This is a genomic window from Shimia sp., assembly GCF_039969785.1.
Taxonomy (GTDB): Bacteria; Pseudomonadota; Alphaproteobacteria; order Rhodobacterales; family Rhodobacteraceae; genus Shimia.
On sequence record NZ_JBDVNC010000042.1, the window covers coordinates 1 to 15,861 of the forward strand.

Annotated in this window: 13 protein-coding genes and 2 pseudogenes; 6 read left to right on the plus strand and 9 right to left on the minus strand. The window is 51.2% G+C overall.

All coding sequences use genetic code 11. The features are described from left to right. Positions 1-488: 488 nt before the first annotated feature. Positions 489-761 carry a hypothetical protein gene (locus tag ABJI08_RS19035; protein WP_348403437.1) on the plus strand — a complete coding sequence of 91 codons (273 nt, stop codon included), beginning with the start codon at positions 489-491 and terminating at the stop codon, positions 759-761. 32 nt (positions 762-793) lie between these two features. Here the strand turns inward: ABJI08_RS19035 and ABJI08_RS19040 are convergent, their stop codons facing one another. Continuing rightward, on the minus strand, positions 794-1,465 hold the full coding sequence (locus ABJI08_RS19040) for a deiodinase-like protein (RefSeq protein WP_348403438.1): 672 nt from the start codon (positions 1,463-1,465) through the stop codon (positions 794-796). A gap of 228 nt (positions 1,466-1,693) precedes the next feature. Here ABJI08_RS19040 and ABJI08_RS19045 point away from each other — a divergent pair. Continuing rightward, a pseudogene (locus tag ABJI08_RS19045) lies at positions 1,694-2,504 on the plus strand (tyrosine-type recombinase/integrase). Positions 2,505-2,615: 111 nt separating this feature from the next. On the opposite strand, the gene ABJI08_RS19050 reads toward ABJI08_RS19045, so the two are convergent. Then, a complete protein-coding gene (locus ABJI08_RS19050) occupies positions 2,616-4,322 on the minus strand; it encodes an adenylate/guanylate cyclase domain-containing protein (RefSeq protein ID WP_348403439.1) in 1,707 nt (568 codons plus the stop codon). Between the two features lie 569 nt (positions 4,323-4,891). On the opposite strand from ABJI08_RS19050, the gene ABJI08_RS19055 reads away from it, so the two are divergent. Beyond that, a complete protein-coding gene (locus ABJI08_RS19055) occupies positions 4,892-5,302 on the plus strand; it encodes a nuclear transport factor 2 family protein (RefSeq protein WP_348403440.1) in 411 nt (136 codons plus the stop codon). 194 nt (positions 5,303-5,496) lie between these two features. Further along, the gene (locus tag ABJI08_RS19060; protein ID WP_348403441.1) at positions 5,497-6,204 is read left to right on the plus strand and encodes an IS6 family transposase; all 708 of its coding nucleotides are present in this window, start codon (positions 5,497-5,499) and stop codon (positions 6,202-6,204) included. 52 nt (positions 6,205-6,256) lie between these two features. Here the strand turns inward: ABJI08_RS19060 and ABJI08_RS19065 are convergent, their stop codons facing one another. Continuing rightward, entirely contained in the window at positions 6,257-8,686 is a 2,430-nt protein-coding gene (locus ABJI08_RS19065) for a calcium-binding protein (RefSeq protein WP_348403442.1), read from the minus strand. Between the two features lie 629 nt (positions 8,687-9,315). Here ABJI08_RS19065 and ABJI08_RS19070 point away from each other — a divergent pair. After that, positions 9,316-9,804 (plus strand): annotated as a pseudogene (locus tag ABJI08_RS19070) (IS3 family transposase); the annotation flags it as partial. Between the two features lie 48 nt (positions 9,805-9,852). After that, complete coding sequence (locus ABJI08_RS19075) at positions 9,853-10,389, plus strand: histidine phosphatase family protein (RefSeq protein ID WP_348403443.1); 537 nt, start codon at positions 9,853-9,855, stop codon at positions 10,387-10,389. A gap of 24 nt (positions 10,390-10,413) precedes the next feature. Here ABJI08_RS19075 and ABJI08_RS19080 read toward each other — a convergent pair whose 3' ends face one another. The 6 genes from ABJI08_RS19080 to gph all read right to left on the minus strand — a co-directional run bounded on the left by ABJI08_RS19080 (position 10,414) and on the right by gph (position 15,484). Next, on the minus strand, positions 10,414-11,340 hold the full coding sequence (locus ABJI08_RS19080; protein WP_348403444.1) for an HAD-IIA family hydrolase: 927 nt from the start codon (positions 11,338-11,340) through the stop codon (positions 10,414-10,416). Further along, entirely contained in the window at positions 11,304-12,119 is an 816-nt protein-coding gene (gene phnE, locus ABJI08_RS19085; RefSeq protein WP_348403445.1) for a phosphonate ABC transporter, permease protein PhnE, read from the minus strand. The genes ABJI08_RS19080 and phnE (ABJI08_RS19085) overlap by 37 nt, the downstream gene beginning before the upstream one ends. Beyond that, the gene (gene phnE / locus ABJI08_RS19090) at positions 12,119-12,928 is read right to left on the minus strand and encodes a phosphonate ABC transporter, permease protein PhnE (protein WP_348403446.1); all 810 of its coding nucleotides are present in this window, start codon (positions 12,926-12,928) and stop codon (positions 12,119-12,121) included. The genes phnE (ABJI08_RS19085) and phnE (ABJI08_RS19090) overlap by 1 nt, the downstream gene beginning before the upstream one ends. Beyond that, on the minus strand, positions 12,925-13,716 hold the full coding sequence (gene phnC / locus ABJI08_RS19095) for a phosphonate ABC transporter ATP-binding protein (protein ID WP_348403447.1): 792 nt from the start codon (positions 13,714-13,716) through the stop codon (positions 12,925-12,927). Before phnC ends, phnE (ABJI08_RS19090) begins: the two co-directional genes overlap by 4 nt. A 66-nt stretch (positions 13,717-13,782) precedes the next feature. Beyond that, the gene (gene phnD / locus ABJI08_RS19100) at positions 13,783-14,757 is read right to left on the minus strand and encodes a phosphate/phosphite/phosphonate ABC transporter substrate-binding protein (RefSeq protein WP_348403448.1); all 975 of its coding nucleotides are present in this window, start codon (positions 14,755-14,757) and stop codon (positions 13,783-13,785) included. Between the two features lie 70 nt (positions 14,758-14,827). Continuing rightward, positions 14,828-15,484 carry a phosphoglycolate phosphatase gene (gene gph, locus ABJI08_RS19105; RefSeq protein ID WP_348403449.1) on the minus strand — a complete coding sequence of 219 codons (657 nt, stop codon included), beginning with the start codon at positions 15,482-15,484 and terminating at the stop codon, positions 14,828-14,830. Positions 15,485-15,861 lie beyond the last annotated feature (377 nt).

A 15,861-nucleotide genomic window follows, 5' to 3' on the forward strand; every position in this document is an offset into this window, starting at 1 on the left:
GGCCTTCTTCCAACCGGAAGGCATCAAGATAAAGTGCGTGGCCAATTCGTCCTTCCGTATCGCCCACCAATGCCTCAGACAGAACGCCTCCTCCGTAGGAGTGGGCAACTACCGTTGCGTCGCTTATATCGTTGAAAAACAGATGATTTAGAACATCTTGTGCGTGAGCGTATAACCCAACATCTGGTGATTGCCGATGGTAATTGGCTCCTAATCAGGACAAATCCAGAGTTGACACCTGAAAGCCTTTTTGGGTTAGCAACGGCACTACATCTTTCCATGCCCACGCCCCGTGCCAAGCACCGTGTACCAAAACTATGCTTGCACCTGTTGTTTTCGCGCTCACGCTCTTTACTAGAACAGGGGCCACCAATGATGCTGCTCCAATCGCAATTGCATTTCGTCTAGAAACGTTCATCATAAAAAACCTCAGGATAATTAAAACTCTGTCAGATTTGCACAGAAATCTAGCTGTGTCACATCTAACCATGAGTGAACGCATTGCCCGCATTGCAGACCTTAGTCAGAAACGCAGCGAAGGTCCGGTTTCCGCCCCTTCGTGCCGAAATGTGCATTCCGCAGCAATCAACCTAATTCTCCGGTTCATCACTGTCGAGAACGGCCCAGACCCGACTTTGGGCAAAGCGTTCGGTTTCTGTGTTCGCAGCCCGCATTGCCGCCGTTCGCTGCATTTGCGAAATCTGGAAGTGATCGAACTTACAGTCTGCGGACTTTGCAGCCATTCCTTTCTCGCCTCGTAAGCACTGTACCCGCTATGGCAAGGCTGGATGTTCTAAGCGCCTGTCGTGGCACTTCTTAAGGCTGCTGCCCAATCCTCAAGGTGGCTATCGTGATATGGGCCTTGCTCGGACTTAAAGGTCACGACACCCTTGGCGTCGAGAACATACAAGCGCTCTGGTGCTCCGGCATAATCGTCATTTATCCGATTGTCTGGCCAATCCAAGACAACTTGACTGTGAAAGCTGTAGGCATTTCGCCAATCATGGGCCACCTTGGCACGCTCATTCATATCTGTAGGTTGAGCGTACATAATTTCGTCGGCGCGGTTTGAGTTTGTGTTCCACCCGTCCGTCGGATGCGCTTCCAATGTGTAAACGAAGACAAACTGAACCGAGTTTTCGAAGTCGCCAATCAACTGCTTCATACGCTCGGATTGCCGACGAAATATGGGACATGTGTAGCTCCCAAAAATCAAAGAGACAGGCGAACCACGATGACCCGAGAGCGTGAATAAATCGGATGAAACCTTTCCATCGTCTTTCAAAACGTGCGCTGAGAAGTCGGGAGCGGGATCACCTACGTTGGCTCGGCATCTCTCTTCCACCGCTGCCGCTTTATCGAGATAGTCAAGAAAATCAGCTTTACTTAGACCCATCTCACCTTCGAATTTGTCTTCGGACATACTATCCATCTGATCACGCATACTGAATGCAATTTTGCTCATTGTTCTTCCTCCACCACGCCAAACCTACCACGCGTGGCCAACAAGTCTGTAGCGGACGTTCGCTGCCTTATTCAGTAACGGCGACTTAGCGGGACAAGGACTAAGCCGCTGCCGCGGCAATGGCGCTTGTTGCGGGTGTAGTGTTTTGCGGTGAACGCTGTGTATTTTGTGATCTGACGCACCTGTTTGACGATTGGGACTTTCTCAATCGTCAAACAGGAGGATCTTATGACACAGGAGAAGATGAGCCCGCTGCGAGCGCGGATGATCGAGGATATGCGCATCCATGGCATGGGCGACAAGGCGCAAAAGGCGCACATTCGGGTGGTCAAAGATTTCGCTGGCTTCCTGAAGCGATCTCCGGACTCTGCGACACCGGATGATCTTCGCGCCTATCAATTGCACATGACCGATACCGGTGTGACGCCGACGACCTACAACGCCCGGATCATGGCGCTGAGGTTTCTGTCCGGCAAGACCTGCGGGCGTGAAGATATGAAGAAGTACATGCAGTTCCGCACCCAGCCGCGCAAACTGCCGGTGGTGCTGAGTATCGAGGACGTCTCGGAGTTGCTTGCTGCCGCGCCCGGGCCTGGTCTGAAGTATCGTGCGGCACTCAGCATTTCCTATGGCGGGGGGCTGCGGGCGTCCGAAGATTTGCAATCTCAAGGTCAGCGACATCGATAGTGACCGCATGCTGATCCATGTCGACGAGGGCAAGGGGCGCAAAGATCGCAAGGTCATGTTGTCACCTGATCTGAGGGACCTGCTACGCGATTATTGGCGTGAGGCGCGACCCGAGGGCTGGCTGTTTCCGGGCAAGCCCAAGATCAACCCGGTCACATCAAGGCAATTCAGTCGGCCTGTGACCGGATACCACCGCCGGAGCCGCGTCGAAACGAAGATGAACTGCATCAAACTGTTGGGCCAATCCGTCATGGTACGGGACTTCGACAGGCAGGTTGCGGAAATCCAAATCCGCATCTCCGTGCTCAACTGCTACACCGCCCTGAGCATACCAGTCACTGAGGCCATTTGATAAGTCCGTCTGGGGAAAGGCGAAGTCCGCCCATCACCTGATTTGTGCAACAAAGCCCCGTTGAGGCGTTCTTGGGCAGTGCATCCGGCCATTTCAGAAATGGGATTTGCCTTATTCTGGAAATCCAACTTTTCGCAACCCGTCCTCGACTGGCCCAAGAAGAAGATCCGACATTCCGATATCTTCTCGCGAGGACCGGATGAACTCAGAGATGGTGAATTCAGGCTTCAATTCTAAAAGCACGGCGCGTTCTTCAGCGGCTTCCAATATACGTCCGAGGGCAATTAAAGCAATTGCTCTGTGGTAACGGAAACCCGGTAATTCAGGCGACAAACTGATACCTATTTCAGAACTGGCCAAGAGAGCACGCGCATCCTCTTTTATGATGTTTGCTAACCCCGTCGCGCTATAAGTTCGGAATGCCATTGGGTCTTTTGGGCTGAGACGACGCGCAGTCTCAGCATGTTCTAACGAAACATCTGCATCACCAAGATAGACATTGAGCAATGCACTTGATGCCCACGCCCAAGCGAAACAGGGGCATAACCGTGTGGCTCGATTCACATGTGCCAACCCCGCGCTTGGCGAAGCGCTGAGAAAACCGATAGTGTAACCTGCGTATGCCGCAACTTCAGGATTGTCAGGTTGCAAGGCAACTGCTACTTTGGCCAGCTTCAAACACTCTTGGCGATAGTCGCCAACGGCATCCTTACCGTAATTGCGCCATGCAGTGCCAATCCAAGCCTTTCTCGCCATCGCGCGCGCGTAGTCCGGTGCTGCCTCTATGGCTTTTCCGAACCAATTATCTGCGTTCCCCAATTCACCTCGATGCACATCGTTGAGACCACGTAGATAACAATCGTAGGAATCTAGATTTTTGGGCGCTTTGCGCATCTCTCGAACAATTTCGGCGTTTTGAATCTCGGGAGCTATCGCACCTACTACAGCTTCTGAAATCGCATCTTGCAGATCAAATACATCCTCTAAAACGCCGTCAAAACGGTTGGCCCACAATTGCACACCGGTTTCTGCATCTGCGAGCTGGGCCATTATCCGCAAACGCTCGCCGCTTTTTCGGACACTTCCTTCTAGGATATATCGCGCGTTCAGTTCTTGGCCAATCCGCCTGACATCAATTGATTGACCCTTAAAGGAAAATGACGAATTCCGTGCGATCACAATCATACCAGGAAAGCCCGACAGCGCCGTGATGATTTCTTCGACAATGCCGTCGGCAAAGTAATCCTGTTCTGTGTCACTCGATATATTTTTAAAAGGCAGAACCGCCACAGATGGTAGGAAAATCGCCTTTCCTTGCTTGGCGTCTGAGGTTGGTCGCAGGGCTGTCCACATCCATACGCGTAACGGTTCGTCGATATTTTTGAATGTCTGTTCGCCAATATCTGAGAAAAATTCATTCATGCGATTCTGAACAAGATTGTGCACCGCATCTGAGACACACACTCCGTTTGGCTCACACACAGTTTCCAGCCGTGCAGCAACGTTAATTCCGTCGCCATATAGCGCGCCATCGTTCTCTATTATATCACCGAGATTAACGCCGACACGCAACAGCATCTTTTGGTCTTCCAGTCGTTCAGAGTTGAATGTTGCCGTCTTCTTCTGGATTTCTAGAGCACAGCGCACGGCTTCCACAGGGCTGGCGAACTCGGCCAACACACTGTCGCCCGCGCTTCCGAACATTCGCCCCCCAAATTCCAAAATCTGGGCATCGATCAATTCACGCAAGGAAATCAAGACAGCCATCGTGCCTTCTTCATCCACACGCATCAGCCGCGAGTAGCCCACAACGTCCATTGCAACTATGGTGGCAAGTCGGCGATCCAAAATTAGTTTCCCGTTTGATTGAAGCGATCAGCGTATCAATCTTCGCTAGGGAGTCGATCACAGAAAATCAATGGGTTTCGCTAATTGTAGGCATCGGTGCAGGTAAGGCTGCCGTAAGTCGTCATTGGGGCTATCGCAGCGAACGGCAAAGGAGTCCGCACATTGTGAGTTCGCCACCAATGGAATTTGCGCGCGCAGCGAATGTCTGCTTTGGTGGACCGTACCGCTGCATCCCAGACCACCGATATATGGCCAGTATGGGCCGGAAGCTGCCGTGACGGGTATTGGGTGGGGTTCGATTGCTGCATCACGCACATCTCTACACTAAGGGCGGATAGCAGTCATTTGCTGCGGTTTGACCTAACGTTTTCTGTTCGGAAATGTAGATAACGTGCCTCAGCATTCCAAACTAAATTCGTGGCCTTTAAAAAGTCGGCTAAAGCATTGGCGGCTCCAGAATTAGGGAAGATTGTATCCCTGTGTTAAAGACATGTAGGGCGTCTACAAAAAGTTCGCCCGATGAACAGGGGATGTACAGAATGTCAAACAAGCAAACAGCGCACGAATTCTTTGATGCATGTGAAACCGGCAAAGGCTGGGATGCCTGCAAACAGTGGTGTACTGACGGTGCCACTTTCTCTGCGCAGGCTGATGCACTTGCCGATGTTTCAAGTATCGAAGGATACACCGAATGGATGAAGGGATTACTCGTGCCCATTCCCGACGGCCACTATGAAATGAAATCGTTTGCGGAAGACGCAGAGAATGGAAATGTCACTGCTGCAGCGGTGTTCCACGGGACACATACGGTTGACGCAGGTGCTGGCATCACGGGTAAAACTGTTGCTGCCGACTATGTTTATGTCATGGATTTCGAAGGCGGAAAAATCCGACACATGACTAAAATCTGGAATGATGGCCATTCCTTGAAGCAACTTGGCTGGGCCTAAGGTGGTTCGATTAAGCTGCACTCTTCTGGTTGCGTGTCTAACTATCACTGGCAAATTAGCGTTTTAGTTGAGACAAAGACCAACTGATGCAAAAAAAGCTGACCCAGCCTAACTGGGCAGCTGGCAATGTCAGAGGAGGCAATGTCAGAGGAAACTCGGTTGTGAGGGGCAGAGTGGCGACCTAGCGTTGCCGAATGACAAAGCGATCCCCTTTTCGGTACTTCAAAACGAGCCCTGAGATTATCCGCCTTGCGGTGATGCTCTATGTCCGATTTCCACTTTCATTGCGCAATGTGGAAGACCTGCTGCAAGAACGGGGCATCGACGTGAGCCACGAAACCATCCGTTTTTGGTGGAACAGATTTGGCCCATTATTCGCAGCCGAGATCCGTAGAAAACGGGCCTGCCGAATGCGGTGTTACTCAAACTGGCGATGGCATCTCGATGAGGTTTTTGTGAAAATTAACGGCGAGCAACACTACCTCTGGCGGGCCGTTGATCACGAAGGTGAGGTGCTGGAAAGCTATGTCACGAAACGACGAGACCGCGCTGCAGCCCTAAATTTCTTGAAGAAAGCGATGAAACGCTACGGCAAACCTGAGGTCGTCGTCACTGACAAATTGCGTTCCTATGGCGCCGCGATGAAAGTCATCGGCAATTCAACCAGGCAAGAAACGGGCCGGTGGAAGAACAATCGCGCTGAGAATTCACATCTACCTTTTCGAAGGCGGGAGAGGGCCATGCACCGTTTTCGTCGCATGCGAAGTTTGCAGAAATTCGTCTTTATTCACGCATCCGTTTCCAACCACTTCAACCAGGGTCGCAGCCTTTCGCAAAGAAGCCATTTCAAGCTTAACCGCACCGCCGCTCTCGCTGAGTGGCGTGGTCTTTGCGCGGCATAAGGGACAGTCATGTTGGCCTAGTAGAGACGAGTTCGAATTTGTCTGACACCACCTAAATGATTTCAAGAGCGCTTACTAGCTCCGGCAACGTGGCAGAAAATTCACTGAGAGGACCTTCCAGAGCGATAGCTAAACTATGTGATGTTCCGGTTGTAATGTCTGTGTAATAAATGATCATGCCCCCGCTAATTAGAGCAGCGCTCGATGCATCGAATTCCGCGCCGTCAGTATTGTAGAATCGTAGCACGTCCCCATCGGCGATGTCGAAATCAATTACAGCTACATCCGTCGAGGTGCGTGTAAATTCAAATACATCTGAACCAAACCCACCGGACAATACATCCAAGCCAATGCCGCCAAAGATTGTGTCGTCGCCGTCGCCGCCATAGATAAATTCGTCGGCGTCTGAACCCCAAATAATGTCATTGCCATCACCGCCATCAACATAAAGGTATGCACCCGCGAGACTGTAGTCTGGGCTGGTCAGGTCGATGATGTCATCACCGCCCATAGCCCGTATTTCCTCTATGTTTGTGAAGCGGGCAGCGCTTTCATTACCAATATAGTCTTCTGTAAGCTCGACGGCATCGTGGAAACCCGAATAGGCATCGTGCAAGAAGAAGGCGTCATCCATTTCACTGAGTTCGATAACATCAGCATCTCCCCCCCCATCTACGACTGCTTCAATGCGCACCATCCCTTCGAGGTTCACGCGAACTTGCGTCCCTACTTGAGTGTCAGAACTCACATTAAAGGCGACAAAGTTGTTCGAGTAGTGTTCAGTGCCCCCAAGCCTAATTAGATCATCGCCTGCGCCCCCATCTGCCAAGTCGTGATCTGCTTCACTTATTAGCGTATCTTGTCCAACTCCGCCGGAGATCCAATCGCCTCCAGCGCCACCTTCCAGTGAATCGTTCCCGCCTCCGCCTGATAAAACATCTTCGCCATCGTCGCCAAAAAGCATATCTGCACCGACGTTGCCAAAAAGGTAATCACTACCAGCTCCTGCATGGTATGTTGCTCCAGTTGCGCCGAAAACGACCCGGTTTGAATGAGAGTCCCCTTGCGGAATATGACTTGGGTCAAGCGTCATTTGATAGCTAAATGACGAGTGCCTCCCGCTGAATACAACTTCCCTATAAAATGGGGTCAACCAAGGGACGTGATTTTCGATAAGTTGGTCAACAGAATTCCGGATGTTGTCAATTCTAATTTGCATTTCTTCTGGGTCAAAACTGTCTAGGCTGTCGACAACGCGCAAAAGCGGATCAGAGTGTATGGTGTTGATGTCCACGGCCAATTCGGCGGCGTCATCGGTGCCGGTGAAGTAGCTGCTAAACGCTCTCAACCCCAAATTTTCAACATGAGTTCTGAAAAGCTCAAAAAGGCCAGAAGTTGTTGCTTCGGCTTGGGCAGAATAGTACGAATCGAGGTTATCGCCCTCTATATTGAGAGTGGATTGTGTATTTATCGTCTCCCAGTGACCGTTTGCATCGACAAAATATTCACTGGTTTCATATCTTACTGTTGTGCCTCGCTCGTCGGAGGTGAATTCAATCCCCATGTCCTGTAGTGATGGAATGTCAACAATTACTTCATCGATGTAGGCGGTGACTTCAGGGTCTTCGGGCGGTATGTAGTCAGAAAACGTGTTGAGCACCCTGATGGTGTCTTCAAGATTCTCTGGGCTATAGCCATTCACTTCATGGCTAGAAAGTATTGACCAGTCGGCGTCATGTTCGACAACAACAAGGACCGAGTTACTCGGTGTTCTGTCACCTTCTAATACATGTCCCTCGTTTAGAAACTCTTCTAATTGACTTTCTTCAAAGGTTACGTGGATGGTCGCAGAATCAGACACTGTCCAAAAGTTACTATCAACGGCTATGAAATCTGAGTTTTGACCTTCGTTTAGAATTTCTGGAGCAAACGACCCAGTAGTTCCCACTCCAAACATTTCAATATCGACACCAGAAAATTCGTGTCCACTAGGAGACCCTGAAGACAGATACCTTATATATGTGCCAGAGGCAAAGCCCTCTGGTTGACCGTTTTCATTTATGTAGCTTTCCAAATCTAGGTAGATTTGTGGGTTCAGGCCATTAACCATTGCCTGATTAAAAAGGGAGACATAAGCGTTTCGTGCCACCCAATAGTTCTCCCAGCTTTCTGCAGTATCTGTTTCAATATTAATTTCCTGCAATTCTTGCGCGCTTTCAAGAGCTTCTTTCAACTCCAATAGCCGTGGATCTGGAGCATAAGTATAAGAATACTCCACCCATGCTTCAGACACAGCGCTTTCCCTGAAAACTTGTGTCCCCGCACCTGTTTCATAAGCTTCGCCAAATTGAAGCCTCACGGTATCATACAGTATGGCAATTGAGTGCTGTGCCTCAATTTCCCCGAACGCTCCTACGTCTATCGTTAGAGTTTTTTCACTCAAGGGTGTTCCATTAGTTTCGTAAACAGTAAATCCGGGCATCGCTCTCTCTGTTTCGTGTTAATCTAGAAGAACCAGTGAAATTTGGAATTTTGGGAGAAAGTACGTTTCTCAATAAATACTAAAGCGACTATATTTCGACAGAAGTGCCCCCGAGTCAATCTACTAAAGGGCTTCCCGCAAGCTGATGTGACCCTGCTTAAGAGGTCCACAAATCAGTGCATGACTGGCTTCTGGTCCATGAGGCGATTGCCTCTAGCACATCAACGTACACCAAACCTAACAGTGGCGAAACGCCCCCGATTTTCCAGAATTACCAATAGTGGAAAATCCGCAGCCATCCTTTACCTAAAACTCGCAAAACTGCCAGTGACAGATGTCCGATTTTACCATTGCGTTGCAGAACGATATTTTTCAAGTCCGGCAGCTTCCTCGCTAGGTGCGCTCGCAGCACAAAAAACAAATTCACAGAACAGGCTCTTCACGGCCATGCGGCATGGCAGAGATATTCGCGGTTTTGGGTGTATTTGAATGTCGGTTCCAGACTTGGCTGGTTGTCGAGTTCGCGAACGCAGAGAAAGTCCGGAATCCGCCCTTTTCTACCGGGAGACCTACGTTTTTGTCGGCAGTACATCAATTGCCATCTCACAGCCGCCCGGGGTTTTGGATACATCACCTATCTGCCAATGCGGCGCGGCTTTCTGTATCTGGTGGCCATCATGGACTGGTACACGCGCAAGGTTTTGGCATGGCGTATCTCTAACACGCTGGAGGCCGAGTTCTGCGTCGATGCGCTGAATGAAGCCATCCACAAGTTCGGCCCGCCAGAGATCATGAATACGGATCAGGGCAGCCAGTTCACGTCATTTGCATGGACAGATCGGCTGCGACGGTCAGCTGTCCGTATCTCGATGGACGGCAAGGGCCGCTTCCTCGACAACATCTTTGTCGAACGACTGTGGCGAAGCCTGAAATACGAGTGCGTCTATCTGCATGCATGGGAAAGCGGCTCAGAGGCCAAAGCGGGCGTCAGGAAGTGGATGGAGTTCTACAATCACAAACGCCCGCATTCTGCCCTTGGCGGGCGACCACCTGCCGTGGTCTATTGGCAGAGAATTGAAGCAACCAACCCCGATCAGCAGGTGCAAAAAGTAGCTTAAACCCCGCCAGATACTGTCCAATAAATGGGGAGTAGCTCAGTAGCATTAATGCCTGTCTATTTCATTCGTCACGGGCAATCCGAATTCAATGCTGCCTATAAAGGGAAATTTGATCCTATGATTTTCGACGCGCCGCTAACAGAACTTGGGTTTGCGCAAGCGGCAGAGGCCCGCAACAAGGTTTCGAAGCTGGGCATTACGCGCGTCATCACATCGCCGCTCACCCGCGCAATACAAACGGCGAAAACGATTTTTGATAGCATGGCCCCTATCGAAGTAAGCCACGGCCACCATGAGTTGCTCAAGTTTAGTGGTGATGTCGGTCGCCCGCCTGAAGCGCTAAAGCGAGACTTCCCCGACCTTGATTTTGATCATTTGCCAAACCATTGGTGGTACGCGCACGAGGAAGCGGGCGTCGCAGTGCCAGCCGAACCAATGCCCATATTTCAAAACCGGATTGCTCAGTTTTCAGCCCAATTGAACGACGTTAACCAAGAAGCGGTCGCAATCGTTGGCCACGGAAACGCATTTCAAGAAATCATCGGCTTTATGCTGAACAACTGTGAACTTCACCAATATCGATGAGCTTCATCTTCAACTCGCGGGGCATTACGGTCTTTTCAGAATGTAGTCTGGTTGAATTCCCGCCGCCTTGATTGGCCCTTCAACATCGTGTCCCCCAAAGAAGCCATAGTCTGTAATCAAAGCTGTTTTTAGTCCGGCAGCCTGACCGCCTAAAATATCGGTATGGAGACTGTCTCCGACCATGACTGTGCGCTCAAGGTCGACATCGCCCAGACGGGCAAAGGCCAAAACAAAGATGTTGCCAAACGGTTTTCCGAAAAATTCCGGCTCGACCCCGCTCTGATCCGCCAAGCGGTGAGCGAAATGGCCAGGTTCAATTGAAAACCCGGTTTCGCGTGGTGCCACGATGTCAGGATTACCTACATAGACTGGACGGGGTGCCCTTTTGAGAGACGCTTCAAGCAAGGACTGCCGTGTCTCAGTCCATTCAGCGCTTCCGAGCAGAACAAACGCTTGGGCCTCGTCATAGGCTGCGGCATCCTCTGCCAGATATGTCATGTCGAAAGGCTCAATATCCCCGCGCCCAAGGCTTGGTGTGGCCATCAAACCCCATTTCAATGGTGGTGCATTATGAAGCGCATGGAGCGTTGCTTTTCGGCTGGTGATGACGTCCTCGGGAGAGAAATTATACCCGAGAGATTTGTACTTTTCCATCAGTTTTGCGTGCGGAAAGCCGGCTGCGTTGGAAACAACCATAACCCGCTTGCCCGCCTTTTGAAGCCGCGCAACGCGCTCTGGCACACCCCTTATTGCGGTGTCACCAATGTTTAATACGCCAAAAGCATCAAGTAGGAAAACATCTATCTCATCTGTCAGTGCATCAAGGTTTGGTAGTGCTTTAAAGGCCTGACCAAACTTTGCGCTCGGCAACCGATGGCGCACGTTTTCATAACTGGCAAAGGCTTCGGCGAGGTTCAAATTATTGCACCGCGTACCTTGGCAGACACCCATTCGGAGATAACAACCGCCGCGAGGATCACCAGTAAGATCAACGATACCTGTGGCCACGCAAGAACATTCAACGAAGAGGACAGTTGCAGCCCGATGCCGCCCGCGCCGACCAACCCAAGCACAGTGGATTCGCGGATGTTAATGTCCCAGCGGAAGACTGCAATGCCTGCAAACGCAGGCAGAATTTGTGGCACAATGCCGAACGCCATTACCTGCCAACGCGAGGCACCGGTCGCTGTGATGGCCTCCACTTGATTTTGATCGATTTCCTCGATGGCTTCGTAAAGCAGTTTGGCGCAAAATCCGATAGAGCGGATCGCAATTGCGATAACCCCCGCAAAAACACCAGGGCCGATAATCGCAATCAGCAGCAATGCCCAGATTAACGAGTTGATCGAACGTGTCGCGACGATGATCAGCAGCGCGATAGGGCGAACAAAAAGCCGCGACGGCGTGGTGTTACGTGCCGCCAAAAAGGCGACCGGAACGGCAAGGATCAATGAAAAGATCGTGCCAAGCGTCGCGATGTTTAGCGTGTCCCAAATCGGTTTACCCAATTGCGAGATGTACTCCCAGCGCGGAGGTGTTGCGCGCGTCCAGATGTCTTCGGCAATGCGCGGGGCGTCCCAAACAAAGAACCAGGTGGTTGATGCGGATATTTGCTGCCAGCAATAGGCAAAAATTGCGACACCGATCAGCCACATGACCCAATGAGCTATGCTTTCGCGCCCGGTGCGGCGTTGCCATATTTTTTGGCCTTTGAGGTCTTGCACTGGCATTATTGAACCCTCGCGCGGATGACACCGGATAGGTATTCCAACGCCATGACAATGACGATGATAAGCAACAAGATCGCGGCGGAGGTGTCGTATTCATACCTGTCAAACGCGGTGTTCAACGTGGCACCAATACCGCCCGCACCAACCAATCCAAGGATAGCGCTTTCGCGGAAGTTAATATCAAGGCGATAGATGCTCAGGCCGATCAGGCGCGGCATAACCTGTGGCTGCACCCCGTAATTGATCCATTGCGTCCATTTAGCGCCCGATGCTTTAATCGCTTCGGCTTGCACTTTGTCCATGCTTTCGATGTCTTCCGCGAGCAACTTGGACAGGAACCCGATTGTAGCAAAGCTGAGCGTCAGGAAACCCGCAAGCGGTCCAAAGCCAAAGATCGCGACCAAAAGGATCGCAACAATTATTTCCTGCAATGCGCGGCTGATCGCGATGATCGAACGACAGATCAGATAAACGGGTAGGGGTGCAATGTTGCGTGCAGCGCCCAAGGCAATCGGGATCGAAATCGCTATGCCGACAACAGAAGAGGCAATGGTCATGATGATACTCTCGATCATGCCCTCGTAAATGTCTGTAGAACGGGTGGTGAAATCCGGATTGGTAAAGGCCAGTACGAATTTTTTGCCGCGTTCCAACCCCTCGTAGACACGGGACCAATTGACGTCGATTGTCATATAGGCGGCGATCAAATAGACAAAAGCGCCCAGTATCAATGTCCACCTCAGCCAAGGCCGTTTAATAAACGATGGTTTGCGCCAAGGCTTACCGATAAGCGCGTTCACGTCACTCATTCGGCGGCCTCAACATCGTCATCATCGACAGCTTCAATGGTCGCTTCCCAATCTTCTTCGCCATAGATTGTTGTAAGAACCTCGGGGGTTAGACTTTCAGGCGGGCCGTCGAATTCAATTACACCAAACCGCAGACCAATGACACGCTGCACAAACATCCGTGCCAAGGCTACATCGTGGATGTTAATGATCGCAGCCAGTCCGCGCTCTTTGCAAAGCTCGCAAATGAGCCGCATGATCTGGCGCGATGTCTTAGGATCAAGCGAGGCTGTCGGTTCATCCACCAACAGCAAAGCTGGATTTTGAATGAGGGCGCGGCAGATGCCAACGCGTTGACGTTGGCCGCCCGACAACTCGTCCGCGCGCTTGTCGGCCATATGGGCAAGGCCAACACGGTCCAATAGACGGAAGGCCTCATCTACGTCGGATTGTGGGAAACGTCGCAAAAAGCTGCGCCAAAATCCGACATAACCCAAGCGGCCGGACAGAACATTTTCCATGACGCTTAGCCGTTCTACCAGCGCATATTCCTGAAAGATCATCCCTATCCGGCGACGTTCGCGGCGCAGGTTACCCGAGGACAGTCCAGTCAGTTCAACATCGCCCAAGTGGACATTGCCCGAAGTGGGCTCAACCAGCCGGTTAATGCAGCGAATAAGGGTGGATTTTCCTGCCCCTGAAGGTCCAATCAACGCCAGAACTTGACCTTCTGGCACTTGTAGATCGACAGCCTTAAGAGCCTGATCGCCCGTTTTATATGTCTTAACAAGCTTCTCAAGCCGCAGCATGAAAGCCCCCCTACTGATTATGTTTTTGTTGAAAAAGGCGGGCCCAAAGACCCGCCCAATCAGGTGTTACTCGCAGGCGTAGCTGACGCCATTTGCTGTGTCGATCTTGCGAATGACTTCCCAGAATTCCTGATAGGTCATTGGGAGGAACTGGCCCTCGTTCGACTTTTCGAATTCGGCTTCGAGGGACGTGCCTTCCCACTCAAAGTTCAAAAACGCGTTGCGAATCTTTTCTTTCAGCTCGGGCGTTAGATTATGCGCCGTGCCAAACCCCGTGGTCGGGAACGTCTGTGACTTGTAGATTGTCACAACTTGATCTTCGGTAATCACATCTCGTGAAATCATGCGCGCTTTGACCGAGTTCGCGATTGATGCAGCCATATAATCTTTGTTGGCGACACCGAGGATCGAGTTATCGTGCTTGCCTGAATAAACCGGCTCAAAATCACGCTCGGGAAGCATGTCGAAGTCGCTTTTCAAGATAGCGCTTGGTGCCTTGAAACCCGAGTTCGATGTCGGCGAAGTAAAGGCCAGCTGTTTGCCTTTGATGTCTTCAACCTTCTCAATGCCAGAACCTGGATAGGTGATGATTTCCATCTCGTATCCGAAATTACCGTCTTTTGACGCCATGATAGTGAAGGGGTTAAAGCCTGCACAGTTCACCGCCAATGGGTTTGAACCGGTGTTGAAGCCCGCGATATGAAGACGACCAGAACGCATTGCCTCAATCTGGGCCGCGTTGTTTTGTACAGGGAAGAAGACGACTGATTTACCTGTTTCTGCCTCCAGATGCGTCAAAAAGTCGGACCATGCGGCTTTGTAAACAGCGGGGTCTTCAACGGGTGTGTAGGCAAAGATCAATGTGTCAGGGTCTACCTGATCCGCCGGATCGGTGGGGGTGTCGGCAATCAGGTCGCCGTCCACGTCGCAAAAGCGTTTGTCCAAATCGCCGCGCGGGCAATCCTGCGCCATAGCCGGACCTGCGAGCGAAAGTGCCAAAGCAAAAGCCGCGCCGGACAATAGTGAAGTCATTATTTTCATTTAAGTATCCTCCCAGAACCATGAGGCTACCCCGAACCCGTAGATTTGCAAGCCTGTTTCTAACGAAACTTTAGGGCGCGCGGATCCCGTGGTTTGTCCAATGCTCAAACCGGTCTAAGGCCGGCAATTTTGGCAAAGGGGCGTTCAGGTAGCCATTGGCAAACAGACGGAATGGCACGGCGGCATTGACCGCCGTTAAGTAATCAATTTCGCTGTCGCCAACATAAAGCGCCTCTGACGGTTGAACATCCAACGCGCTGATGCAGGCTAACAAGGATGCTGGCTCCGGTTTTTTGAGCTGCCCGTCTTCGGCTCCAGTGATCACTTTGAAAAATTGAGTGAGTTCGAGGCGATCACAAATTTCGCGAGCAGGCTGGGTCGGTTTATTCGTGCAGATGCCCAGCGGAATGCCAGCATCTCGAAAAGTCTGCAGTGACGCCACAACGCCGGGGTAGGGTCGGGTCAGTGTCGTCATATTTTGTTGGTAAAAGGCCAGAAATTTTTTCATAGCCACCTGCCTGAGCGTCGCGTCATACTCGCCAGTTGCGTCAAGGCACCGCTCCACCAATCGCTCCACGCCATTGCCGATAAAGGAGATGATAGTTGGCAGGTCGAGCGCTGAGCGCTCAAGAGCTTTTAGCATTGCGTTTGCAGCCGCGTGCAGATCGGGTGCGCTGTGAATAAGCGTGCCGTCTAAGTCAAAAATAATTGCTTTGGGATTATTCATTCAGGTCTCTTATCGCTCTTTCAATGGTTCTGCAAAGCCCTGACCCTATATCGAGCTTAATCCTTTTTAGGATATCTCTGGAAGGTTCTTGAGATCTATTATTTCACTCGATCCAATGCTTGGGTGTCTTTGAGAAAGGTGACACTGGGTTGAAGAAGGCGCTATGCCGTGGTCGCTAATAAGACGAACGCCCCTTTTGCGACCGGAAGCAGACTTTGCTGACGTCGCGCTGAATGGCGGCTTCGTTTTAGGTTTTTCGATGCGGGCCATGGTGCGAGATTTCAGCTTGTGCTGAGCGTGGCCCGCGTTGGGAAACCTGACTAGGAGGAGGCCGCGGGAGGTGTGTGATTTCCTATGGGGAAAGCATGAAACGGTTG